Annotated in this window: 13 protein-coding genes; 12 read left to right on the top strand and 1 reads right to left on the bottom strand. The window is 46.0% G+C overall.

Going from position 1 to position 26,355, the window contains the following annotated elements:
• The first annotated feature begins 132 nt into the window (after nucleotides 1-132).
• The 11 genes from FLA_RS15180 (at nucleotide 133) to FLA_RS15130 (ending at nucleotide 23,391) form a co-directional block, all read left to right on the top strand.
• A complete protein-coding gene (locus tag FLA_RS15180) occupies nucleotides 133-3,087 on the top strand; it encodes a glycoside hydrolase family 2 protein (RefSeq protein WP_076377870.1) in 2,955 nt (984 codons plus the stop codon).
• Nucleotides 3,088-3,219: 132 nt separating this feature from the next.
• Nucleotides 3,220-3,774, top strand: coding sequence for an RNA polymerase sigma factor (locus FLA_RS15175; RefSeq protein ID WP_144263998.1), 555 nt, complete (start codon nucleotides 3,220-3,222; stop codon nucleotides 3,772-3,774).
• Between the two features lie 100 nt (nucleotides 3,775-3,874).
• Entirely contained in the window at nucleotides 3,875-6,994 is a 3,120-nt protein-coding gene (locus tag FLA_RS15170) for a ligand-binding sensor domain-containing protein (protein WP_159445082.1), read from the top strand.
• A 27-nt stretch (nucleotides 6,995-7,021) separates the two neighbouring features.
• Nucleotides 7,022-7,804 carry a response regulator transcription factor gene (locus FLA_RS15165; protein WP_084206133.1) on the top strand — a complete coding sequence of 261 codons (783 nt, stop codon included), beginning with the start codon at nucleotides 7,022-7,024 and terminating at the stop codon, nucleotides 7,802-7,804.
• Nucleotides 7,805-8,217: 413 nt separating this feature from the next.
• A complete protein-coding gene (locus FLA_RS15160; protein ID WP_084206134.1) occupies nucleotides 8,218-10,458 on the top strand; it encodes a fasciclin domain-containing protein in 2,241 nt (746 codons plus the stop codon).
• Between the two features lie 10 nt (nucleotides 10,459-10,468).
• A complete protein-coding gene (locus FLA_RS15155) occupies nucleotides 10,469-13,762 on the top strand; it encodes a SusC/RagA family TonB-linked outer membrane protein (RefSeq protein WP_231940448.1) in 3,294 nt (1,097 codons plus the stop codon).
• Between the two features lie 12 nt (nucleotides 13,763-13,774).
• The gene (locus FLA_RS15150; protein WP_076377874.1) at nucleotides 13,775-15,265 is read left to right on the top strand and encodes a RagB/SusD family nutrient uptake outer membrane protein; all 1,491 of its coding nucleotides are present in this window, start codon (nucleotides 13,775-13,777) and stop codon (nucleotides 15,263-15,265) included.
• Nucleotides 15,266-15,280: 15 nt separating this feature from the next.
• Nucleotides 15,281-16,954 (top strand): fasciclin domain-containing protein, encoded by a 1,674-nt coding sequence (locus tag FLA_RS15145; protein ID WP_076377876.1) that lies wholly within the window; start codon nucleotides 15,281-15,283, stop codon nucleotides 16,952-16,954.
• A 10-nt stretch (nucleotides 16,955-16,964) separates the two neighbouring features.
• Entirely contained in the window at nucleotides 16,965-18,401 is a 1,437-nt protein-coding gene (locus FLA_RS15140; protein WP_076377878.1) for a fasciclin domain-containing protein, read from the top strand.
• A 27-nt stretch (nucleotides 18,402-18,428) separates the two neighbouring features.
• Entirely contained in the window at nucleotides 18,429-21,599 is a 3,171-nt protein-coding gene (locus FLA_RS15135) for a SusC/RagA family TonB-linked outer membrane protein (protein WP_076378466.1), read from the top strand.
• A gap of 19 nt (nucleotides 21,600-21,618) precedes the next feature.
• Nucleotides 21,619-23,391 carry a hypothetical protein gene (locus tag FLA_RS15130; RefSeq protein ID WP_076377880.1) on the top strand — a complete coding sequence of 591 codons (1,773 nt, stop codon included), beginning with the start codon at nucleotides 21,619-21,621 and terminating at the stop codon, nucleotides 23,389-23,391.
• A gap of 87 nt (nucleotides 23,392-23,478) precedes the next feature.
• On the opposite strand, the gene FLA_RS15125 is transcribed toward FLA_RS15130, so the two are convergent.
• The gene (locus FLA_RS15125; RefSeq protein ID WP_076377882.1) at nucleotides 23,479-25,941 is read right to left on the bottom strand and encodes a glycoside hydrolase family 95 protein; all 2,463 of its coding nucleotides are present in this window, start codon (nucleotides 25,939-25,941) and stop codon (nucleotides 23,479-23,481) included.
• A 125-nt stretch (nucleotides 25,942-26,066) separates the two neighbouring features.
• Here FLA_RS15125 and FLA_RS31495 point away from each other — a divergent pair, with 125 nt between their 5' ends.
• Nucleotides 26,067-26,240, top strand: coding sequence for a hypothetical protein (locus tag FLA_RS31495; protein ID WP_159445083.1), 174 nt, complete (start codon nucleotides 26,067-26,069; stop codon nucleotides 26,238-26,240).
• Nucleotides 26,241-26,355: the final 115 nt, after the last annotated feature.

The raw sequence follows: 26,355 nt of genomic DNA, 5'->3' as shown, positions 1-26,355 counted from the left end.
ACAGATGGGGGGAAGAAATGTTTGCGCCAGGCTTTTTTTATGGAGGTACCCCCACATTTGGGTATGCCAGGTGTCTGCTATAACAGGCGATGAAAAATAAAATGATATTTAAAAAATACTGTTTGCTTATATATGAAAAAATATATTTTACTATTCAGTCTGCTACTGAATATGACAGCATTGCAGGCGCAGAGAGCCCGTTTTAATTTTAACAGCGATTGGAGAGTGTGGGTAGGAGATGTGAAAGAAGCGGCGGAGGAAAATTTTGCAGATAAGGATTGGAAACAGGTTACCCTGCCTTATGCGTGGAATGAAGATGATGCGTTTAGAAAGGATATTGAGAATTTGTCTACCGGCATTGCCTGGTATAGAAAACATTTTAAGCTACCGGCTGCTGCCAAAGGGCAAAAGGTGTTCCTGGAATTTGAGGGGATACGGCAGGCGGGTGAATTTTACCTGAATGGTAAATACATAGGTTTGCACGAGAATGGGGTAATGGCTTTCGGTTTTGATATAACAGACGTGGTGCGAACCGGTGATGCAGAAAATGTGCTGTCGGTGCGTGTTGACAATGACTGGAACTATAAAGAGAAGGCCACCAACACTAAATTTCAGTGGGAGGATAAAAACTTCAATGCCAATTACGGCGGTATTTCTAAAAACGTATTCCTGCATATTACACCCCGTGTGTACCAGACATTGCCTTTATATGCGGGGCTGCAAACTACGGGTGTATACATTTATGCGGATAACATAGATATAGTACAGGAGAGTGCGGTAATACATGCTGAGTCAGAGGTGAAGAACGAAAGCGGCAAGCCGCAACAGGTGAGTTATGAGGTAGTGATAACAGATGCAGCCGGTAAAAAAATAAAAGCATTTCGTGGCAATACAGTAACGCTCCAGGCAGGGGCGCAGCAAGTGTTACAGGCAACAGCGCCGGTAAAAGGACTGCATTTCTGGAGCTGGGGCTATGGCTACCTGTACCAGGTGCAAACCATTGTAAAAGTGAACGGGCAGGTGGTGGATAGTGTAACCACGCGCACGGGCTTTAGAAAAACAGATTTTAAGGATGGTATGATTTACCTGAACAACCGGGTGATACTGGTGCATGGCTATGCACAGCGAACCAGCAATGAGTGGCCATCCGTAGGGGTAAGTGTGCCGGCGTGGTTAAGTGATTACAGTAATAGCCTGATGATAGAAAGCGGTGGCAACCTGGTGCGTTGGATGCATATTACCCCCTGGAAGCAGGATGTGGAAAGTTGCGACCGTGTGGGCCTGATGCAGGCGATGCCTGCCGGAGATGCAGAAGCGGATGTGAACGGGCAACGCTGGGAGCAGCGTAAAGCAGTAATGCGAGATGCTATTATTTACAACCGCAATAACCCCAGCATCCTCTTTTATGAGTGTGGTAATGAAAACATTAGTGAAGCGCATATGCAGGAGATGAAGCAGATAAGAGACATGTATGATGGGCATGGTGGCCGTGCTATTGGCAGCCGCGAAATGCTGGATAGCAAAGTGGCGGAATATGGTGGCGAAATGCTGTATACTAATAAAAGCGCCCATATACCCATGTGGGCTATGGAATATTCAAGGGATGAAGGTTCACGTAAATACTGGGACGACTTTACGCCCCCATATCATAAAGATGGCGATGGTCCCAAACATAAGGGACAAAGTGCGGCTCCTTACAACCGCAATATGGAAAGCCATGCGGTGGAAAATGTAAAACGCTGGTATGAGTTCTGGCGCGAAAGGCCAGGCACGGGTAAGCGTGTTAGTGCAGGCGGTGTAAATATTGTTTTTTCAGAAACAAATACCCATCACAGAGGAGAAGAAAATTATCGCCGTAGTGGTGAAGTGGATGGCCTGCGTATTAAAAAGGAAAATTATTATGCACACCAGGTGATGTGGAATGGCTGGGTGGTGCCTGAGCAACAGGGTATTCACCTTGTAGGACATTGGAATTATGCCGAAGGTGTTAAAAAGCCCGTGTATGTAATTGCCACTGCGGATAAGGTGGAATTAAAGCTGAATGGCAAATCGCTGGGATGGGGAGAGAAAAGTAATGGATTTTTATTTACGTTTCCTGGCGTGGACTGGCAGTCGGGCACTTTGACTGCCACAGGATATGATGCTGCTGGCAAAGAAGTATGTGTTAGTTCCAAAGCTACTACCGGTAAAGCAGTAGCGCTTCGGTTAAAAGCGATAGATAACCCCAGGGGATGGATAGCAGACGGACACGACCTGGCCCTGGTAGAAGTAGAAGTGGTAGATGCACAGGGCAACCGTGTGCCTACCAGCCTGGATAAGATACAGTTTACTTTGTCAGGCCCGGCAACCTGGAGGGGTGGTATGGCTATGGGGCCGGATAATTATACACTTACACAAGCTTTTCCGGTAGAAGGCGGTGTGAACAGGGCGTTGATACGGTCAACCACCACGGCAGGTACAGTTACGGTACAGGCAACGGCGGATGGCTTACAAAGCGCTGCATTGACTTTACAAACGAAACCTTTTGTAGTCGCCAACGGGCTGGCCACTCAACTTCCCGCAGATGGTTTGCCTTTGCATTTACAAAGAGGTCCTACGCCTGCAACACCTTCTTTTACTGTTACACGCACAGCGGTTGCTGTTGCAAAGGCAACAGCCGGGGCCAATGCTGCTGATGTAACAAAAAGCCTGGATGACAATGAGTTAAGTGCCTGGGGCAATGATGGTAAATTAGCCACTGCCTGGGTGGAGTACGAACTGGAGCGGGAAGCCGTTGTTCAGGAAGTATGTTTGAAACTGGATAAATTCCGTTCGCGCAGTTATCCTTTGCGCATTACTGTGGATGGTAAAGAAGTGTATAATGGGGCTACACCGCTTAGTTTGGGCTATGTTACGCTGGCCTGTAGCCCGCAAAAGGGGAAAAAGATAAGGGTGGAATTAACCCGTGTGCCCAAAGATGATGACGGCAGGCAAATGGCGGAGGTGAATGGAAAGCAGCTGGATGAAGGTGTGGCACATGCAGCAGGAGAACTGAAAGGAACACTTAGTATTATAGAAGCAGAAATATACGAAGCGCCCGGTAGATAAATATTTTTACACTTCAATCGGTTGCACCTGCAGGAGGCAGGATAGGGCAGGACAGGTGTTTGGTGGATAGGTGATAATATCGTTTATTCTATAAGTAATACGATTGCCTTACACCATTAATACTTGCCTGCTTTGCCTGTTAATACGCCATATGAAGAAGAAGAAATACTCAGGCGCATTGCCCTGGGTGATGAAAAAGTCTTTCACATCCTGTATCTGCGCCATTTTTCCAAGGTATATGCTATGGCAGTAAGTTACCTGCCTGATGCAGTAGCGGCCCAGGATATGGTACAGGAGGTGTTTGCCCGCGTGTGGCTGCACCGGCAAAAGTTGCACGGTATTCTGAATATAGAAGCCTGGATTATTGCCATTAGCCGCAATTTGTTGATGAACGAACTACGCAAAGCTTATCCACTGGATGTTGCCGGGCATGTGGCTATAAACAGCACGCAGGATACTTTGAATTACCGGGAATTGGAAAAGCTGCTGGCAATAGCCATCACCATGCTCAGTAGCCGTCAGCAGGAAATTTATCGTTTAAGCCGTCAGGAGGGGTATTCGCACAAGCAAATTGCGGAGCGATTAGGCATTTCGGTAGATATGAGTAGGGAGCATCTGAGTAAAGCGTTAAAGAATATTCGCATCTTTTTAGCCGGGAAATATAGCCAGGTAAGTATTGCATCTTAACAATCCAATGAAAATGAAAAATACAAAGACAATAAAGCTGGAATAAACCGGCTTATCAATGGTCATTGAAACTAACGATATGCTTAAAATATTACTTTGTATGGTTGCTGTATTTGCACTGACACCCTTGTTGGCGCAGATGCTTAACTTTCGCCAGTACCAGGTAGAAAGCGGGTTAAGTAATAACCAGGTACGATGCAGTATGCAGGATACCCGGGGCTTTTTGTGGTTTGGTACGCCAGACGGCCTTAATCGGTTTGATGGATATACTTTTAAAGTGTTTCGCAACAACAGATGCAACCCTGCTCATTCGGATAACAATAATATCAGGTCGCTGTGCGAAGATGCCGGAGGAAAGCTTTGGGTAGGTACAGACAGGGGGCTTTTTCATTTCGACCCCCGTACAGAAAGTTTTCGCCTGGTGGCAGTAGATACGCCGTCGGTAGTGCGATCTATGAAAATGGATACCCGGGGAAACCTTTGGTTTGTGCTGGGCGATAAGCTGCACCGGTTAAACAGTTATTCCGGCGCAATAAAAATATATCCCTGGCATCACTACTTTAAAGCCACTACGGTTTGTTTCATTGGCAACCAGTTATGGGTGGGAGGTGCAGAAGGAGTGCTGGGAAAATACAATGCAACAACAGATTCCTTTACCATGTTTGATGTATTTGAGGGAGCTGTGGTGCCGGATAAAAACAAATGGATAGATCAGTTATACGCTACCGATAATGGCGATTTGCTTGTAGGCACTGCTACCCATGGCGCTAAAATATTTCATCCCGCTACAGGTGCTTTCCAGGATATGCTCACTTATCATGAAGACAATACCACGGTGTTTGCCAAAGATTTTGTGCAGATGAATAAAGAGGAGTATTGGATTGGTACAGAGTCGTCTGGCATTTATGTGTATAACAGCAAAACCGGTAAAGTAGGTCATATAGAAAAGCGTTATAACGATCCTTACGCTTTGTCAGACAATTCTATCAATACTTTTTGTAAAGACACAGATGGCGGCATTTGGATAGGGTCTAATTATGGCGGCTTAAATTATTACTCCAACACATACGATGTATTTAAAAAATACTATCCTAAAGAAGGGCGCTATACCTTACGGGGCAATGTTATCCGGGAAATTCATGAAGATGATAAGGGGAATTTATGGATAGGAACAGAAGATGGCGGTTTGAATAAACTGGACATAGCTACCGGGCGTTTCTTCAATTATCATCCTGATGCAGCCCGGCCCAGTATTGCCTATAAAAATGTACACGGTATGCTGATAGATGGCAATGATTTGTGGGTGGGTACCTATGTGCATGGATTAGATATACTGGACGTTACAACAGGGGCCATCAAACATCACTATCCGATAGGGCCCGACAGTAATTCCCTGCAAAGTGATATTATCACGGCTATCTACCGTTCAGCCGATCAGCAAATTTACCTGGCTACGGTACGTGGAGTGTACCTGTATCACAGGAAGCAAAGAAATTTCTCTTTATTAAAGTCGTTATCGCCTGGTTCAAGTACCTGTTTGTTCAAAGATAAGAACGGATGTTTATGGGCGGGCACTACCATGGCGGGATTAAAAATGCTGAACACTCTTACCGGGCAGGTAAAGCGGTTTACGCATGATGCGAGCGATCCGGCTAGTATAGGTAGTGGCTGTATCAATGCAGTATTTTGCGATAGCAGGGAACAGATCTGGATAGCCACTGACGGAGGCTTATGCAGGTATAATGCGGCCGGTAATAATTTTACACGTTATACCACACGGCAGGGCTTACCTTCCAATATGATACTCAGTATGCTGGAAGATAACAGCGGGCAGCTGTGGATAGCAACCTCACATGGTTTAGCGTGTTTCAGCGCTGATAGTAAGCCGGTAAGGGTATATAAGAAAGAAAACGGATTGTTAAGTGATCAGTTTAATTATAGATCAGCCTTTAAGGCCAAAGACGGCACTTTATATTTTGGCAGTCTGAAAGGATTGGTGAGTTTTCATCCCGCTTCGTTTACTACCCACACTTTTCAACCACCGCTGTATCTTACCGGGATACAGGTGGATAATAAAGAGTTGGTTATTGGCAATAAGACCAAAGCGTTGCATCAATCCATCTCCTTTACAGACAGTATTGTGCTAAAGCATCACCAGTCTTCTTTCAGTATTGACTTTGCTGCACTGAACTACACTGCACCGGAATGTACAGAGTATGCTTATAAAATGGAGGGGCTGGATGATAGCTGGACGTATTTAAAGGTGAACCGGAAAGCTTACTTTACCAACCTGTTGCCGGGTAGCTACCGGTTTAAGGTGAAAGCATCGGCGGGCGGGGCGCAATGGTCTATGGCAGAGCGCGTGTTATACATTCGTATTCTGCCGCCGTGGTGGCTTAGCCCGGTAGCCTTTTTGCTGTATATAACTGCGTGCATAGCGTTGGTGGTGGTACTGGTGAAAAGATATAAGAGGAAAGTGCTGCTGAAAAACCAGCGTAGAATGGAGCAGCAGGAGCTGGTCAAAACCAGGGCCATGTATGAAGAGAAGCTGCATTTTTTTACCAATGTAGCGCATGAGATAAAAACGCCGCTTACGCTGATTAAGGGGCCGATGGAAACAGTGGTGAAGGCGGTGGGCGATATGCCGCATATTGCACAAAGCCTGCAGATAATGGACCGCAATACCAACAGGCTGGTAGAGCTTACACATCAATTGCTGGATTTTAAACAAACAGAGATTAAAGGCTTTAGTCTCAGCTTTACCAGAACCAATGTATCGGAGCTGCTGAAAGAAGCTTTTGACAGTTTTAAACCGCTGGCAACAAGCCGTGGGCTGGAATATAGCATTGCGTTACCGGAGGAAATGGTGTTTGCCTGGATTGATGCAGAAGCCTTTAATAAAATCACTTCCAATTTGTTTTCCAATGCCGTAAAATACGCCGAAAGCAAGGTGGCGGTTACTTTAATGGGAGTAGAAGCGGGCAGCGGGTTGTTTGTAATAGAAATAAGCAATGATGGTTTTGTGATTCCGCCCGAAATGGCCGAGCGCATATTTGAGCCTTTTTTCCGGTTAAAAGAAACGAAGAAGCGAAGCGGTACGGGCATTGGATTGGCATTGGCGCAAAATCTGGCCCAGTTGCACAACGGATGGATTGCCTTGAAAAAAGCAGAGGTGGGCCTGAATACTTTTTCTTTAAAAATGCCCACCCGCCAGGTATAAAAATAACTAACGATTAAAAATTGCTGTATGAAACCACTGATTCTTTTAGTTGACGACAATGATGATATTCTAACCTTCCTGGAATCTGAACTATGTACTCATTACCGGATAAAGAAAGCGCTGGATGGATGCGAAGCGCTGGAAGTGTTGCAGGAAGAAGCAGTGCAGCTGGTTGTTTCGGATATTATGATGGATGGAATGGATGGCCTGCAATTGTGCAAGCGCATGAAAGCCCATGCCGACTACCGCCATATGCCGCTGATATTGTTAACAGCAAAAAATACACATCAATCTAAAATTGAGGGGCTGGAGACCGGTGCGGATGCCTATGTGGAGAAGCCCTTTTCGCCCGACTTTCTGCGGGTGCAGATTGCTAACCTGCTGGAGAACAGAACCAGGATTAAAGAACATTTTGCCCATTCTCCCTTACTACACATTCAAACTCCGGGCTTCAGTAAAACGGAAGAACATTTTATGGAAAAGCTGCATGAAGAAATATTGCTGCACATGGAAGAAACCGGGCTGGGTGTAGAAGATTTAGCCCGGTATATGAACATGAGCAGGCCTACCTTATACCGCACCATTAAATCCATTACCGGCATCAGCCCCTCCGATCTTATCAATATCACCCGCTTAAAAAAGGCAGCAGAGCTGTTGGCAGAAGGTTCTTATAAAATTTATGAAGTTGCCGATCTTACAGGCTTTGCGTCTCAAACCTATTTCGGGAGAAGTTTTTTAAAGCAATTTGGTATTACGCCTTCGGAGTATATAGCTACCAAAAAAACAAATCCCATATTAAAAGCCGGATGAGCAGTTTGTGCGAAATAATGATCTGTATGTGAGAAGTATTGTTTTAAACTTTTAACATCTTTACATTTCAAGATTCGATTGACCAGAATTGCCATTTAGATAAGCTGTATGAATTGCCATGGAATGTACACTTTCCAGATGATGTTGTAAAAGCTGCTTACTGCTGATGAGAACGATTGTTTTTACTGAATGTGTATAAAGCCTGTCAGGTAGGATTTTTCATACTACTTCCTGTAAAAAGAAATGGCCTGCAAAAGCGTAATGCCAGCAGGTAGGGCTGTTTATTGCATGTAACTGCTTAGTATAACAACAAACACAAAGGGATAGGCTGCCCGTTAATGGGGCCGGATGAGCAGGTGAATTACCTGGCAGGCCGGTGCATGCCTGCATTGAAAGCAGTTAAATAATATATAATGATGAACCGACGATTGATTGCCATTTCCGTACTGGTAATAGTTGCCCTGGCAAGCTGCCGGAAAGAGACGTGGGACGAGTTCTACGGCCGCCCGGAAACCCTGCCGCCGCCCATTTACCAAACCCTTGCTTCTAAAGGTAATTTTACACACCTGCTGGCTGCTATTGATAAAGCCGGGTATAAAGACATTCTTTCCGCTGCAGGTTACTGGACATTTTTTGCCCCGCACGATTCGGCTTTCAAAGTGTATTTATCGGAGAAGGGGGTGTCTGGTGTGGACCAGCTGGATTCCAATAGTTGCAGGCAGATAGTGACCTATTGCCTGGTGTACAATGGTTTTAAAAAGGAAAGGATAGGTGATTTTCAAAGTACTTCCACCATTGGATGGGTGCCTAATCAGGCTTTCAGAAGGCGTACGGCTAACTACGTGGGTGTATATGATACCAAAGATACCAGTGGTAACAGCATCAAAGCTATCAGCGCTAACCGCAACGGAACGGCAAACTATGTGGATGCGGATAACAACAACAAGTATATTACTTATTTCGTTGACAATTTTATGAGCGCCAAGGGATTGAACGCCAGCGATTATAATTATTTCTACCCCAACGCTACCTATACTGGTTTTAATGTGCTGGATGCAACGGTTACGGCAAAAGATATTTTAACCGAAAATGGTATTATTCATATCGTGAATAAAGTGATGGTGGCTTTGCCTTCGATAGATGAGTATTTAGCCAGCAAGCCGGAATACAGCGAGTTTAAAAAACTGTTCGACCGGTTTTTGGTTTCGTATTTGTTTAACCAGGGAGTTACTACTAAGTATAATAACATTAATAGTACCAATGCGCGGGTGTACACCAAAATGTTTAGCGCTGCTATTGGCTTTTCGCTGAATAACGAAAACTTTTTGAAGCAACAGGATAATGATGGGCAGCAAAACTGTTATAGCATTTTTGTGCCCGACAACACTACGTTAAAGCAATACATTAATACTGTATTGCTGGAGCATTATCCAAGCGTGGAGTCGATGCCGCCTTCTATTATTTACGACTTTATCAATGCACACTTATGGCAAAATGCGGTATGGCCCAGCAAGTTTACCACTACCTATAATGTAGTGAATGAAGAAGCGCGTTTTGATCCGGTGGCCGACATCACCGACAAGAAAATTGTAAGTAACGGCATCTTCTATGGCACCCGCAAAGTACAGGAAGCCAACGTGTTTACCAGTGTATATGGCAAGGCTTATCTCGACCCGCAGTATTCTATGATGGTATCGCTGCTGAACCTGGAACTGAAAGGGCAGATCTCCAATATTCACCGCAACTATACCTTGTTTATGATCAGTAATGCGGTACTGAATGCTGCCGGTTATTTTGCCGATCCAACAGTGAGCAATGATGTCACCAATCAATGGCGCTTTGTACCGCCGCCGGGTTCTACGCTGGTGGGCCAAACCGGTGCCAATGCGCGTATTCGTTTACAGCGCATCATTAACCTGCATGTAGTGCCTAACAAACAGCTGAAAAATTTGTCAGCCGAAGGTGTGGCCTTAACCTATGGTGGTGAGTATATTGGTTTTAAAAACGGAACTGTGTATGCGCCGGGTAATGTGGAAGCCGGCAACGTGGCTACGGTAGTGAATACCAAAACAGCCCTGAACGGGCCGGTATATTACCTGGACCGTATATTGGATTTTAGTGATGCTGTCATTGGCACACACCTGGAAAAGCTGGCAGGTACTTCGGCAGGCTCTTCGCCTTATTACCATTTTTTCCAGTTTTTGAAAAACGCTACGCCACAATTGTGGAACACCACCACCAAGGATATTACAGGCCTTCCTTCCGGAACCTTCTGTACCATTTTCATACCGAATAATGCGGCTATTCAGCAGGCAGTGAATGATGGACTGTTGCCTGGCACAGGAACTGCACCCAATAAGGTGCCCACTTTTAATCCAACGCTTACTACGGAGAAAGAACAGGTAGTGCGGTTTATACAATATCATATACTGGCTAAAAAGATAATAGCTGCCGACCAGGTGGAAAACGGGGCTATGGAAACGCTGCTGAAAAACGACCTGGGTGAGCCTACTACTTTGTTTATAGATAATTCGGGCAGCAACCTGAAAGTGTCGGACGCAGCAGGTGTGAGCGCCAACATTATCTCTACGGTGAGTTACTACCTCAGTAACCGGTGCATGGTGCACTTAACAGATAATTACCTCAGGTATTAAATTTTGATCCATGAACAACTGTATTATGAGCAACCATTTGGTAAAAATAATAGGGGTTTGGATAATAGCCACCTGTTGCCTGCTAGGGGAAATGCGGGCACAGGCTCCGGCTTTGGTAGCTATGATACGTGGTAAGGTTACAGACAAAGCCACTAAAAAGGCGGTGCATGGCGCTTCTGTATCGGAAGTGGATGCAGATGGCCGTACCATTAAAAGCGCTATCACGGATATTGAAGGCAATTATGTGTTAAAGGTCACGAGCACCAAAAACAGGATCGGTGTTTCGTATGTAGGGCATAAAACAATAGAAGGCGACAGCATTAAAGAGCGCTCTATCATTAACTTTCAACTGGAAGCCGAAGATGCCCGGTTAAGCGATGTGTATATTACCAGCGCCAGAACCACCAGTAATGGTTTAAACAATATTGCCGACAGAAACCTGACCACGGCTACCGGCAGAATCAGTGCCAGTGAAGTGGAAGAAATGCAGGCAGCCAGTATTGACCAGGCTTTGCAAGGCCGTTTGGCAGGGGTGGATATTACTGCTTCGAGTGGCGACCCCGGTGCTGCTATGAACATTCGCATACGGGGTGTAAGCTCCATCAATTCTACCGGTAACCCGCTGATAGTGGTAGATGGGATGCCGTATGATACGGATATTCCTTCCGACTTTAACTTTGGTACAGCAGATGAACAGGGTTATGCCCAGTTGCTGAACATATCGCCTGCGGATATTAAAGATATTACTGTGTTGAAAGATGCGGCAGCTACTGCGGTATGGGGCAGTAAAGCAGCTAATGGGGTGCTGGTGATTAACACCAAACGTGGTGCGCGCGGTAAGCCCAGTATATCCTATACATTTAAAGGAAGTACTTCCCGTTTGCCGGCTGCTATACCCATGCTCAATGGCGATCAATATTCTACTTTAATACCCGAAGCATATATTAACCGTAATGGCGCTGCTTTAAACTCATTAACCTCCCGCGAGTTTAACTACGATCCCTTTGATCCCTATTGGTATCACAACTATAGCAACAATACCAACTGGGTAGATGCCATTAGTAAACGTGGATATGTGATGGATCATACCATCAGTATGACAGGTGGAGGAGATAAGGCCCGGTATTTTGCTTCGCTGGGTTATTTTAATCAATCCGGTACTACTATAGGCACTTCTCTACAGCGTATTAACACGCGAATCAACCTGGATTATACCATCTCTGAGCGCATCAAGATCTTTTCCAGTGTGGCCTATACACATACCGATCAAAGCCGTAATTACCTGAGTGCTGGTGAGGGGGCTATCAGGGGAGTGGCTTACTTGAAAATGCCCAATATGAGTGTGTTTGAGTATGACGAGCAAGGGAACATCACGCCTAATTATTTTTCACCGGCTTCTAATATACAGGGACAGTACTCACGCATTTATAACCCGGTGGCTATGGCCAGCAAAGCAGTATATAGTGTGCTGGGCGAAAGGATTGTACCTCGTTTTCAAATCAACTACACGATTGTTAAAAAAGTGCTTACCAGTAGTTTTGATGTACAGTTTGATATTAACAACACCAAAAACAACAGCTTTCTGCCACAGATAGCAACCGGCCGCCCCAATACCGAAACGGTGGTGAACAGGGCTTATGATGGCGATAATGACGCGTTTGGGGTAACAACGCGCACCTCTTTAAACTATACACCCGATCTTAAAAATGAGGACCATAAGTTATCTGCTTACTTAAACCTGTTCACCAGTGATGCAACCAACGTATCGCAGGAAATGGTGATTTCCAATACGGCATCTTCGCTGATTACCGATGCATCGGCAGACGGACGTACACAGAACGAAGAGCTGCTAAGCGCCAGTCGTCAGTCGCAATCGCGCAGCGTAGGAGCGGTGATGCAGTTACAGTATGGTTTTAGGGATAAATATCTGCTTGGGGCTACGTTACGAGGAGATGGCAGCAGCCGTTTTGGGCCAGATAATCGCTATGGTTTGTTCCCGGGCATCTCTGCCAGGTGGCGGGTATCGAGCGAGAACTTTTTGAAGAACTTTAAGCAGATGGATGAATGGAGCTTTCGCGCCAGCTATGCGTTGAGCGGGAATGCTCCCCGGAAAGACTATACTTTTTACAATACCTATAACACCTATTCCTGGAGCTATGGCGGAGCCAGTGCGGTGTACCCAAATGAAATGGAGCTGCGGAAGCTGAAGTGGGAAACCATTCATGGCTTTAACGTGGGAACGAACATCTCCTTTTTCAAAAGCAGGTTACGGGCCGATATTGATATCTATCGCAACCGCACCAAAGACCTGTTCTTTACCGATTTGCAGGTGGGGTCTTTTACAGGCTATGGTACCGTTGACATGAACATTGGCACTATGGATAACCAGGGTTGGGAGATAGCGATATTTACCCAGCCTATTAAAACCAAAACCTGGGTGGTAGGGTTTGACCTGAACCTTTCGCATAACCAGAATGTGATACGGGAAGTATCGGAGTTTTATACCAACGCGAAGGGTAATGTAGCTAAAAACGGGGAGTACCTGCGTTTGATGCAGGTAAATAACCCGTTTGGCTCTTTCTTCGGTTATAAGTATAAGGGCGTGTATAAAGACAAAGCTGCCACTATTGCCATAGGAGAGAATGGTAAACCTATTTCTACGGGGGTAGGCCAAAGCGTATACATGCGCTTTAATTATCCTACTACAGATTATATTTTCCAGCCCGGGGATGCCATGTATGAGGATATTAATAAAGATGGTAACATCAATTATATGGATGTGGTGTACCTGGGCAACAGCAACCCCAAGCTTACCGGTGGTTTTGGGCCTAACATTTCGTGGAAGAATAAATTAAAGGTATCGGCATTTTTTAGTTTCCGCTATGGCTACCAGGTGATTAACGGCACCAAGATGAACACTACCAAAATGTATGAATTTGATAACCAGAGCACCGCTGTGTTACGCCGCTGGCGACAGGAGGGGGATGTAACAGATATGCCGCGTGCCTTGATTGGTGGTGGTTATAACTGGCTGGGCAGCGATCGTTATGTAGAGGATGCTTCTTATCTGCGTTTCCGCACTATTACGGTGCGCTACACTTTTAGTCCGCAGTTTCTGGCGCGTATAAAAATGAAATCGCTCAGTGCTTATCTCACCGCTGAAAACCTGTTCACCTTCACCCGTTATACGGGGCAAGACCCGGAGGTGAGTTCTACCGGTGCTGATCCTTTTCGCCTGGCTATTGATTACAGTATGACGCCGCCTTCTAAAACACTGACCATTGGCGTGGTGGCTGGCTTTTAAAAACGAAACCATATGACTAAACTAACGATATACCTGTTTGCCGGCTGTTTGTTGTTAACAGCAAGCAGTTGTAATAAATTCCTGGATTTAAAGCCTAAAGATGGCATTATACGGCAGGATTACTGGAAAACCAAGGAGCAGGTGGCTGCTGCTGTAAATGGTATTTATGCTTCTATGCTGGGAAGCACCACGGGCGACCGGGCTATTCCCGAATATCTGTTCATGTGGGGCGAAACGCGTTCGGATAATGTGACCCCAGGTTTCAGGGCTGTTCAGGACGAACTGGATATTGCCAACCTGAATGTGTTACCCACCAATGTGTTTACCAATTGGCGTACTATTTATCAAACCATTAATTACTGTAACACGGTAATTGAATTGACACCCGGTGTGCTGGAGCTGGACAATACTTTTACACAGGAGCAGGCCAATGCTTATATAGGGGAAGCCCTGACCGTTCGCTCCCTCTTGTATTTTTACCTGGTGCGCACTTTCAAAAACGCACCGTTACGATTGAAGGCCACTTTCAGTGATGAGGATATTGCTTCTGTTCCACTGAATACAGACAAGGAGATATTAAACCAGCTGGTGACAGATTTGAAAACGGCAGAAGAAGGTTTGCCTGTTACTTATGGTAATAAAGTAACGGATAAAGGACATGCTACACGTTATACGGCCAATGCGTTGCTGGCAGATGTGTATCTGTGGATGGACAAGTATACCGAGTGTGTGGCGGAGTGCGATAAGGTGATTAATTCCAATCGTTTTGGCCTGATACAGGCCGGGCAGTTTTTTATGGAAGTGTTTTATAATGGTAATTCCAATGAAAGCATTTTTGAACTGCAATATGATATACAGAAAACCAATCCGTTCTATACCATGTTCACGCCTAACAACAAACGCTGGGCGGCCGCATCGCAGCTGAGTGAGCTGGTGTACGGGGTGGATGTAATCAATGCTACGCCCATAGTAGATTGCCGGGGTGATAACACTTCTTTCCGAAGCACAGACTTTACTATCTGGAAATATGTAGGGGCTGATCAATATGGAGAGGATATGCGAGCCACTGACCAGTCTATTGCGCACTGGATCATTTACCGCTATGCCGATGTGCTGTTAATGAAGGCCGAAGCGCTGAATGCGGCAGGGCAGCCGCTGGAAGCATCGCGGCTGGTAAAAACCATTCGCCGCCGCGCCAATGCGCTGGATCTGGAGCCGATGGATAGCACCAATAAGCTGGGGATGATGTATTATATCCTGGCAGAAAGGCAGCGTGAGTTTGCTTTTGAGGGCAAGCGCTGGTTTGATGTGTTGCGCAATGCGAAACGGGATGATTATCAGAACCGCCAGTTGTTGCTTAGTATGGCCGCCATCAGTATTCCTACCGACAGGCAGCAGGCGGCCTTTGCCAAATTACGGGATGATAACAGTCATTACTTTCCTATTTATATACGCGAGCTGGAAACGAATAAACTGCTTGTGCAAAACCCGTTTTATAAATAAATACAAAACGTGCTTATGAAATTTAGTATTATAAACAGGTGGATTGCAGCAGGCCTTATTGCATGGGCATTATTACTGGTAAACTGCACCAAAGAAAATTATACCTCTACCACTACCTCTGATGTAAATATAGTGGGCTATCTACGCAACCATAAAGATTCCTTTTCACTGTTTCAGCAAATACTGGAAAAAACAGAGTTCTCTAATTTTCTAAATGCTTATGGTAAATATACCTGCTTTGCACCCACTAACCAGGGTGTGCAAAAATGGCTACAAAGCATAGGGGCTGCCAGTATTGACGCAGTAGATATGGATAAGCTGAAAGATATGGTGCGCTTTCATGTGCTGAACGATGTGGTTACTACCAGTCTGTTTAAAGATGGTAAACTACCGGTGCCTACTATGTATGGCCAGTTTTTGATTACCGGTGTGGCCGTTGAAAATGCGGTATCCAGTTATACGGTAAACAGGCAGGCGAATGTGATACAATCGAACATTACGGTAGGGAACGGCGTGGTACACACTATTGACAATGTGTTACAGCTGGCGGAGTTAACCATTGCCGGGCAACTGGCTAAAGATCCCAACTATTCCATTTTTGTAGAAGCCTTGCATGAAACAGGCTATTTTGATACGCTGAATACCGTGTATACCGATACTGCCTGGCGTTTTAAAACCGTGTTTGCAGAAAGTAACCAGGTGCTGGCAGATAGCGGCATTACCAGCTATGCGCAACTGAAAGCGCGGTATTCTAATAAGCATAACCCGGCGCTGGTAACGGATAGTTTGCATATATACATGTCGTACCATATCCTGCCCACGCTGCAGTTCCTGGGGGATATCATTACGCTGCCTTCCCAATCTACGTTACAACCGCAGGAGGTGATCAGTGTAAAAAGCCTTAACCAGGAAGTGGTGATTAATGAAGATGAGTTTAACGGGGTACTGGAAAAGGGTATCACTATTGAAAGGGGTACCAGTGATAATGCGGCCGCTAATGGTGTGTGGCATCATCCCAAGGCGCATTATATGGTGAAGTTCAGGAAGCCGGTGGCTTTGTTCTGGGATGTGTGTACTTTCCCCGAAATAGTAAAACAGCCCGGCTATTATAAGAAAACCAATCTTGTTTTTGCTAAGCCCAGCCAGGAAGCGCGGCCTATTGCCAGCATTGACTGGGAGTATAAAAGTGCCAGCGCTTCGGTAACCTATAGTTATGCCACCAGCGGTACCATTAACCAGTCGTCCTGCAATAACGATCTGTTTCTGTTTGGCTTTGGTTTGCCCAACAGATCCAGCTGGATGGAGTTTAAAACACCGCCTGTGATCAAGGGAAGATATAAAGTGTGGATCTGTTATTCTGCCGTAAACGCCGTTCAAACAAACGTAGAGGTAAATGGTGTGTTAATGCAGCGCCCGGTGAACTGGGGCGAAGCCAAGCCATCGGGAACAGATAACCAGCTGGAGTCTGTAGGTTGGAAACGGTATACTTCCAATACTACTTCGTACCGCCCGGCAGGTCGCTTAGTGGGTACCATTGACATTGCCACTACGGGTATTCAAACCGTGCGTTTAACTGCGTTGAGTGGCTCCAATGGGGCCATGTACCTGGATATGATTCACTTTATTCCTGTAGATGATCCACAGTTTTTACCACGTTTTGGTACAGACGGCTTACCTGTTTACCAATAAAACCAGATGAATGAAATATCCATTTTTATATACTATATGTTTTGTAGCTGTAGCCGGTATGCTGTTGTGCGGCTGCCGTAAATGGGAAAAGCATAATGAAGGCTTAGACCCGAAGGCGTCTAAAACATTGCTGGAACAAATTAATGAAACTGCCAGTCTGAGCAGGTTTGCTGCCCTGCTGCAAAAGTCTGGCGTAGATAAGCTGATCAATTCAAAAACCTATACCGTATATGCACCCACTAACGAAGCGTTAGCGGCATTGGATAATGCGGTAGAGAACGATACTGCACAGCTACGCCGCTTTTTATCCAATCATATTGCGGTGCAAACCTGGCTGGTGGCTAACAATACCGAACTAAAGCGTATTGCTATGATCAATGGCAAGTATCACAATATCCAGGGCGCACATATAGAAGATGCGAATATTGTAGTGGCCGATCAATATGCCAAAAACGGGGTATTGCAGGTGATAGATAAAATACTGCCTTATTTGCCTAATAGCTGGGATTTTGTAGAAAACAGTGCGGATATGCCTGCTTTGGAAAAAAGCTACCTGATGTCCAACTTTTATAATGTATTTGATGCAAGGAATGCGGTACAGGTAGGAGTGGACACGCTGGGCAGGCCGGTGTATGAGCCTGGTACCGATTCGGTGCGTACCAATATTTTCTGGAACAACACGTATGATATCAGGGACGAAAGTAAACAATATACCACGTTTGTACTAACTGATGCGGCCTGGCTACAGGAAGGTGTTCGTTTACATCCCTATTATACCGATTCTATGCACAGAAGCTTTGCTTTTGCCCGTATGATACAGGAATATGCTATAGAAGGTGCCTACACGGCTGCACAGTTACCGGATACTATTCTCTCGCGCTACCATGTAAAACTGGGCATTGCTAAAAGCAATATTGTAAAAACGATACAAACCAGCAACGGGTATGTGCATGTGCTTAGCGCGGTACAGGTGCGTTTGCAGGATAAGTTTACACCTATTGTAGTAGAAGCAGAGAACTATAGCTTTAGCAGTGCCAATCGTATAAGTGCTACTTATAAGCGCCAGATGCTGGATTCGGCTACCGGCCGGCAGTTTGTTGACCTGGTGGTGTATAACCACGGATTGCCTTTGTTTAACTATGGCTATCGCATCACCGATGTGGCGGGAAACCAGAAATACCGGGCTTACTGGGTAGCGGTAAACAATAGTATCAATGGCATCAGCGCACCTTTTTCGCAAAAGCTGGGTATTGACACAGCCACCTCGGTAAAGTTTTTCGGGTATACGTTGGTGCCCATGTATAATTATGGTGAGCAGCTGATTGGTGAATTTACCCTGCCGGAATACAGGCAACGGATGAACATTTACCTCACCGCTGCCAATACCACTACTGCTGCCACCAATGCCATTGTATGTGATTACATAAAACTGGTGCCTGTATTTTAAGAATGTTTACAAATTATGCTGTTTGCCATGAATAGATATATCAGAAAAGCAATTGTGGTAACCGCTTTCAGCCTGGTAGCTGCTGCGCCCGGTGTTCTGGCTCAGGCCGATACGGCTAAGGCGGTAAAAGCAACAAAGAAAGGAGTGCAGCTGGAAGGTGTGATAACAGACGCCGCCACCCACAAACCCGCAGCGGGCATCCGGGTGCAGGTAGATGACTATTCTGCCGCCATTACCGATAACCAGGGCTATTTTAAACTGAAGGTGCCTTCTTATAACGAGGTAGTATTGATAGAGGGGGAAGGGTACGACTCGCGCCGTGTGCCGCTGAAAGGCCGAAAGCGCCTGAATATGGCCTTGCTGGGCGAAGATGTGGAATCGTTTCACGAACAGGTGACCATGCCTTTTGGGCGGCAAACACGTGGATACGTGACTGCTGCTATCAGCAACTATAGCGTGAAAGGTTTTACCACACCCGGAGAAACTGCGGATGCTTTGTTGCAGGGGCGTATGACTGGGTTGCAGGCTATCCGGCGTTCGGGCGCACCTGGCGTGGGAGCTAATCTTTTTTTACGGGGCCTGAACTCGTTGTATGCTACCAACAAACCTTTGATTGTTATAGATGGGATGTTGTTTGATGCCAATGAATATGGCGAAAGCATTATTGCCAACAACTATACGAATCCGCTGGCGCTGATAGATGCGAAGGATATTGATAATATTACGCTGGTAAAGGATGCCACCAGCATGTATGGTACCAAAGGCGCTAATGGAGCATTGATTATTACCACAGCGCGGGCGGTTTCGGAAGCCACCCGGATAGACTTTGCCGTGTACTCGGGCTTTAACAAAGCGCCGGCTGCATTGCCTGTGATGAATGCGGCAGACTATCGCACCTATTTAAGTGATGTAATGCAAAGCCGGGGTTTAACGCCGGCGCAGATAGCTGCACAGCCTTACATGAACGATGATGTTACTTCGCCTTTATACGCACAGTATCATAACAATACCAACTGGCAAAATCAGGTGCTTCGTAATAGCATGAATCGTAATATTTATTTAAAAATTACCGGTGGTGACAATATTGCCACGTATGGCCTTACGGTAGGATACTTAAAGAATGAAGGAGTGATACGTAACACGGATATGTCGCGTTACAATACCCGCTTCAATGCCGAGTTTAATTTTACCAAACGGTTTACGGGAACGGCTAATCTGAGTTTTACCTACAACTCGCAAAACCTGAAAGATCAGGGGATGTCGCTGAAAACTGCACCACTGGTGAATGCTTTAACCAAGGCGCCTTTCCTGCATGTGAACGAGGTGAATGAGAAAGGTGTGGTATCGCCTAACCTGGCGGACAGGGATACCTTAGGGTTTAGCAACCCTGCTGTACTTGTCAGTGATATGAAGGCCAGCAACCGTTTTTACCGCTTCTTTGGATCGTTCAGCTTTCATTATGAAATAAACCGGTTTCTGAAAGCCAGTACATTGATTGGCGTGCAATATGACAAGGTGCGGGAAAATTTCTTTATACCGCGTAAAGGTGTGGTGGATGATACATTACGGAATGCCGTGGCCGACAGCCGCCTGGGCTCGCAGGTGAAAAGACTGTTTTCGTTGTATACCGATAGTAGGGTAGAATATAACCGGGGGTTTGAACGCACGCATAGCCTGGCGGCAAGGGCAGGTATACGTTATCAGAACAACAAAGCTGAGCAGGATCTGACATTGGGATATAATTCGGCTACAGATAACCTCACCAGTGTGCAAAATGGGGTGGCTGCCTTACGCCAGACAAGTGGTGATGTAGGAGAGTGGAACTGGATGAACCTGTATGCCAGTGCCGACTATGGCTTTGCGGAGAAGTTATTTTTGAGTGCCAATGTGGCTATGGATGGTTCCTCCCGTTTTGGAACGCAGGCGTCCGGAGGTGTGCGTATTGGGGAGCACAAATTTCCGGTGATGTCTTCTGTAGGGGCTACCTGGCTGTTGTCCAGCGAACAGTTTATGGGCCGCTCTTTCCTCAACCTGTTAAAGCTGCGCGCTTCCTATAGTGTGAGTGGTAACGATGATATTGGTAATTATACGGCCCGTCAAACCTATGTATCACAAAATCTTTTAGGTGCACAGGGATTGGTAAGAAAAGGAATTGCCAACCCGGCCCTGCAATGGGAAACCTCCCGTAAAATCAACTTCGGCTTAGATGTGGCAGTGTTTAACGAGCGGGTGAATGTTACGGTAGACCTGTATAAAAGTAGCATTCAAAATATGCTGGTATACAGGCCCATTCTCGGGTATTCCGGTTTTGAAAATGTGCTTGCCAACGATGGTAAAATGCAGAATACCGGTTTAGAGGGGGCAGTGAATGTAAGGGTGATGAACAGCCCTGCTTTTAAATGGGATGCAGGCATTCAGATGAGTGCTTATAAAAACAAAGTACTGGCAGTGCCCAACAACGGATTTTATACCAGCTATGCCGGAGCTACTATTGTAACCCGCACAGGCGGTGCAGCTAACCGTTTTGCAGGCTTTAAAACAGCGGGCGTATATACTACAGATGCCGAAGCGGCCAGTGCCGGATTACGGAAGCGGAATACAGATGGCTCATTAACGCCTTTTGCCGGCGGGGATATCCGTTTTGCAGATATAGATGGTAATAAGATTATTGATGATAACGACCGAACCATCATTGGTAATCCCAATCCCCTGTTTACCGGGGCTTTTACCAGCCGTTGGGCGTATAAAGGCTTTGAGTTATCGGCGTTGTTTACTTTCAGTTATGGTAATGATGTATATAATCAATTGCGCTATCACCTGGAAGCGGAAAACGGTTATCAAAACCAGTTGGTAAGCGTGAATAACCGCTGGAGGGCCAATGGGCAGGTGACTAATACGCCTAAAGCTGCCTATGGCGATCCTATGGGTAACAGCCGTTTCAGCGATCGCTGGATAGAAGACGGATCGTACCTGCGTTTGCGTACGTTAAGTCTGCAATACAATGTGCCGCTGAAAGCTACAGGCGCATTAAAAAGCGCCACTGTTTTTGCCACCGGCTATAACCTGGTAACCTTTACCCACTACCTGGGTTACGATCCTGAATTCAGTGCTACACCCAGTGTGTTAGGGCAGGGGATTGATACGGGGTTAGACCCGGTGTTTAAGTCTGTAACGCTGGGGGTGAAAATTGGAATATAAAATACCACAACGAACGATTATGAAATTGCTGATAAGAATAATAGGTTTACTATACTGCTGTGCTGCTGTTACCGCGTGCAACAAAACTTTTGATAAACTACCGGTGAATGAGCTGGATGTTTCTAACGCCTACCGCAATGTAGACGATGCCAACTCGGCCGTAATGGGCATTTATGGTAAGTTTATGGGGCTGGCCGACAGGTATGTGATTTTGAACGAATTGCGGGGCGACCTGCTGGAATATACAGATAACGCCGATGAATATCTGCGCCAGATAAGCACGCACAGTGTAACGGCGGATAACCCTTATGCCAGCCCGCGTCCGTTTTATGAACTGATTATTAACTGCAATGATGTGCTGAAGAATTTTACACTCATGTATCAAAGCAAGCGGCTGAAAGAGGATGAGTACAATCAGCGTTATTCAGATATAGCTTGCCTGAGAAGCTTTTTATACCTGCAGCTGGGGATTCATTATGGAGATGAAGTACGTTATATAACCGACCCACTGGAAAATGTGAGCGCTTTATCTGATGCCGGCAAATTTCCGAAAGTGCCTTTTAACGCCCTGCTGGATAGTTTGATCAATTTTACGGAGGCTATTCCTTTTAAAACACAATATACTGCCCAAGTTTCAGGTACTGTAGGCCCGGTGCTGAACATGACTTTGGATGGTATTCCTACTAATACCTTCTTTATACAAAAGAAAATGTTATTGGGTGAGTTGTATTTGTGGAAAGGGAATTATACCAAAGCGGCTACCTATTACCGGGAGGTAATGGAAATTGGCACCCCCTCGGGTTTATCCGAAGGCGGTTTGGGATTGTATAAACTGGCCTGGGGTGGCGCTAATCACTATGTTACTTATTATGTGGTAAATAATGCGCCGTCACTGGCATATGATGATGGCTGGCGCATGATTTTTAACCGGGGATATGATGCCAGTTATGGCTATGAATGGTTATGGGCTTTACCTTATGATAGCAAGTTTAAACCGGATAATCCATTGATACAATTGTTTTCGCCCATAGGTGGTAAATACCTGTTGAAGCCTTCGCAGGCGGTGGTAGATAACTGGCATAGCCAGTTACAGAACCCCAGGTTTGGGGTAGGAACTATTTCCTACGGACAGTTTACTGATGCCCGCGAACCTTTAAGCATTCGCAACCTGAACGGGCAACCGGTAGTAATGAAATACCTGTATAACTATATTGACTATGCCACTAATACGGCACTGAATCCGTTCACTAAAAACGGAAAGTTTTACCTGTTTCGCCAAACCCAGTTGCACCTGCATTTTGCAGAAGCTGCCAACCGCGATGGCTATTATAAACTGGCTTCTGCTATATCTGATCAGGGATTGGGCGCTACTTTCGCACCTCCCGTGCAATCGCCTGCCATTACAGATATGACCCTGTGGCAGAATTCGCTGATGTTGCCTGCGCCTTATAATTTTGATGCAAGGAACAGCGACAACGTACCTTATTTCCGGGGTATGTGGTACAGACATATTGGTGTGCGCAGGAGGGTGGGGCTGGTGCCCAATGTAGTAAGTGCTGGTGATAGCCTTATTTCTATAGAAAATAATATCATTAATGAAGAGGCGCTGGAAAATGCATTTGAAGGCACCCGGTGGCCCGATCTGTTACGTATTGCCCTGCGCAGAAACGACCCTGCTTTCCTGGCCGATAAAGTATATGCTAAACTATTAAAAGACAATATTCCCAACGCTGCTGCTATTCGTGAAAAACTAATGCAAAAAAACAACTGGTATTTGCCATTTAAATTATAGCAGCATTCCTGCAATAACTTTTTTTCATACAGCACGATTAGTTATAGCGCCGCCCGTTCCCGGGCAGGCGCTTTTTATTTTTTGTGGTTATAATGCTGTGATGTTATATACACCGCCTTTTTTGGTATCAAAGCTGGTGAGATAGCTGTTACCTTCTGCTACAGAGCTGGCATTGATGCCTTTGATAGCAATGGGTTTGGCTGTTCTTATTACACAGTTACCGCCATTGGCAGAGGTGATGGTAGCTGTTGTCAGCAGGTTGTTTTTCCATTGTATATCTACCGTGAATGCGCCTCTTGCTTTTAAGCCTTTTACGTTGCCTGTGGCCCAGGCTGCGGGCAATGCCGGTAATAGATGAAGCTGATCTAAATGACTTTGCAGCAACATTTCTGTCATGCCGGAGGTGGCTCCAAAATTACCGTCAATCTGGAAAGGTGGATGTGCATCAAACAGGTTGGGGTATAGGCCGCCGCCTTTGGAAACACTTACATCGCGCATCAAGTCGCGTACCAGTTTATAGGCGTGATCTCCATCGAGCAATCTTGCCCAGAAGTTGATTTTCCAGGCCAGGCTCCAACCGGTGCCGGCATCGCCACGCAGCTCCAATGTTTTTTTGCTGGCTTGCGCAAATTCGGGTGTGCTCAGTGGCGAAATTTCGCGGCCTGGATGTAATCCATATAATTGACTTACATGGCGGTGATGCGGATCTACATCTTCCCAGTCTTTATACCATTCCTGCAGGTTGCCTTTTTGTCCGATATGCAGGGGATATAATTTAGCCATCTTGGCAATCAGTAACTGGCGGAATGCAGTGTCGGTATGTAATTCCTGTGCGGCTTCTATACAGTTACGGAAATGATCGCGAATGATAGACATGTCCATGGTGGTGGCTATAGAAGTGTTGGCATGTTTGCCTTTATCATCTATATAGTCGTTTTCCGGCGAAAAAGAAGGGGCAGTTACCAGGTAGCCGTTTTTGTCTTCTACCAGGAAGTTGACCAGGAATTCAGCTGCGCCTTTCAGTACGGGATAGGCTTCCTGTAAAAAGCGTTTGTCTTTGGTAAAACGGTAATGTTCGTACAGGTGACGGCATAGCCAGGGAGCGCCCATATACCAGTTAGCCCATTTGGGATCGCCTTTGCCAATGTTGCCTACAGGGTTACTGATGGCCCAGATGTCAGTATTGTGATGGGCAACCCAGCCCTTCATGTTATAAAACTCTTTAGCCGTGTTTTTGCCGGTTACTGCCAGGGTTTTAATGAAATCGAATAAAGGATATTCCATTTCTTCCAGGTTGGTAATGGCAGCGGGCCAGTAGTTCATTTGGGTGTTGATGTTAATGGTATAGTTACTGCTCCATGGGGCGCGTAACAGCTGGTTCCAGATGCCCTGTAGGTTGGCAGGTACACCGCCGGGACGGGATGCGCTGATAAGCAGGTAACGGCCGTACTGGTAAAGCAGGGTTTCCAGTTCGGGGTCGGTAGCGCCGTTACTGAATGCCAGCAGCCTTTCATTAGTGGGCAGTTGGGTAGCAGCAGTGTTGCTGGCGCCCACCTGTAACTCCACCCGGTTAAAGTAGCGGTGATAATCGGCCGAATGTGTAGCCAGCAATGCCTGCCATGACTGGCTGCTGGCTGCCTGCATAGCGTTTTTGCAAAGGAGTGCCGCGTTTCTGCCTTCGCTGTCGGGACATTTATTAAATCCGTTGTAACTGGTAGCGGCGGTAATAATCAGCAATACTTCATTGGCATTGGTAACCGTAATACCGGATGTGTCTGCACGGGAAGCGCCACCTTTCAGTACCGCCTTTATTTGTACTACACCTGTCATGCCTTTGCAATGATTACTGTCTTCATATATCACGGGTTCTTTGTTATACTTTACATAATTGGGATCGGCCTGTGCGGGCGCTTTTGCAGTGAGGATAAGTCCATTGCTGCCATCTTTCGCCAGTGTATAATGCACCTGGCTGTTTAAACTGGTGGTGAAACTGATGTTACCGGGCTGACTGGCCGTTAAACGCATTATAATAGCCTTGCCAGGAAAAGAGGCTATTATTTCTCTTTTATAGGTAACCCCACCGGCAGTGAACTGAACGGTAGCGATGCTATTGTCAATGGAAAGGTCGCGTGTGTATTGCGTGTAAGAGCTGTTGCCGATGTTTTGTTGCAACCTGAGATCGGCCAGCGGAAGAAACGACTGGGTGTATACGCCCTGTATGTTTTTGACGAGTTTGTTGGCCTGTTCGTAATCTTCCTGCTCCAGCAATGCCTTGCGAACAGGACCGAGGAAAGAGGCCGCTTTGGGGTTTACTTCCCCTTTTACCGGGCCGCCGCTCCAGAACGTAGCTTCGTTTAACTGCAGCAACTCATTCACAGGATTGCCAAATATCATGGCCCCCATACGGCCATTGCCCACAGGCAGGGCTTCCGTCCATTTTTCGGCTGGTCGGGTATACCAAAGCTTCAGCTGGTTTTGTGCCAGGGAGCGAGCAGGCAGGCCATACGTGAAACAACCTGCAACGAGTACGATCAAAAACCTTCTTTTCATATGATGTGCTTATGCTGTATAATGGATAAGGTGCTGTGAATAGTGCTGTTTTGCAGCAGTATTCACAGCAGCGGGGCTAATGTAGGAATATTGTATTGGCTTTATGGCAGATGCTCATTGAGCTTATGCATTTGCCAATATTCGCTTCCGTAAAAAAAGCCTGTGCTGCTGATGGTTTTAGCCAGGTATATGCCGGATGTTCGATACTATTTGCCGGAGATGTGTATGGTAACCTGCTGATAGCAGAACAGGGATGGTGGTGGGAGCGTTTGATTGGTTTCATGCCAGGCAATTGTTAGGGCATACAATATACGTAAAAACTACAGTGACTATGGCCGTTTGCGGTGGTGGAATAGAAAAGCCATGCTTACAGGGAAGCACGGCTTTCGCAGAAAAGGTAAATATGGAAGAATA

The organism is Filimonas lacunae, from assembly GCF_002355595.1.
Classification (GTDB): Bacteria; Bacteroidota; Bacteroidia; order Chitinophagales; family Chitinophagaceae; genus Filimonas; species Filimonas lacunae.
Note: the sequence above shows the minus strand (reverse complement) of the source record. Positions and strands in the feature narration are given on the sequence as shown.

Excerpts from the sequence above, each read along its gene's own strand:
- FLA_RS15180 (WP_076377870.1), top strand. The coding sequence starts at position 133 with ATGAAAAAATATATTTTACTATTCAGTCTGCTACTGAATATGACAGCA.
- FLA_RS15170 (WP_159445082.1), top strand. The coding sequence starts at position 3,875 with ATGGTTGCTGTATTTGCACTGACACCCTTGTTGGCGCAGATGCTTAAC.
- FLA_RS15165 (WP_084206133.1), top strand. The coding sequence starts at position 7,022 with ATGAAACCACTGATTCTTTTAGTTGACGACAATGATGATATTCTAACC.
- FLA_RS15160 (WP_084206134.1), top strand. The coding sequence starts at position 8,218 with ATGATGAACCGACGATTGATTGCCATTTCCGTACTGGTAATAGTTGCC.
- FLA_RS15155 (WP_231940448.1), top strand. The coding sequence starts at position 10,469 with ATGAACAACTGTATTATGAGCAACCATTTGGTAAAAATAATAGGGGTT.
- FLA_RS15150 (WP_076377874.1), top strand. The coding sequence starts at position 13,775 with ATGACTAAACTAACGATATACCTGTTTGCCGGCTGTTTGTTGTTAACA.
- FLA_RS15145 (WP_076377876.1), top strand. The coding sequence starts at position 15,281 with ATGAAATTTAGTATTATAAACAGGTGGATTGCAGCAGGCCTTATTGCA.
- FLA_RS15140 (WP_076377878.1), top strand. The coding sequence starts at position 16,965 with ATGAAATATCCATTTTTATATACTATATGTTTTGTAGCTGTAGCCGGT.
- FLA_RS15135 (WP_076378466.1), top strand. The coding sequence starts at position 18,429 with ATGAATAGATATATCAGAAAAGCAATTGTGGTAACCGCTTTCAGCCTG.
- FLA_RS15130 (WP_076377880.1), top strand. The coding sequence starts at position 21,619 with ATGAAATTGCTGATAAGAATAATAGGTTTACTATACTGCTGTGCTGCT.
- FLA_RS15125 (WP_076377882.1), bottom strand. The coding sequence starts at position 25,941 with ATGAAAAGAAGGTTTTTGATCGTACTCGTTGCAGGTTGTTTCACGTAT.
- FLA_RS31495 (WP_159445083.1), top strand. The coding sequence starts at position 26,067 with ATGCATTTGCCAATATTCGCTTCCGTAAAAAAAGCCTGTGCTGCTGAT.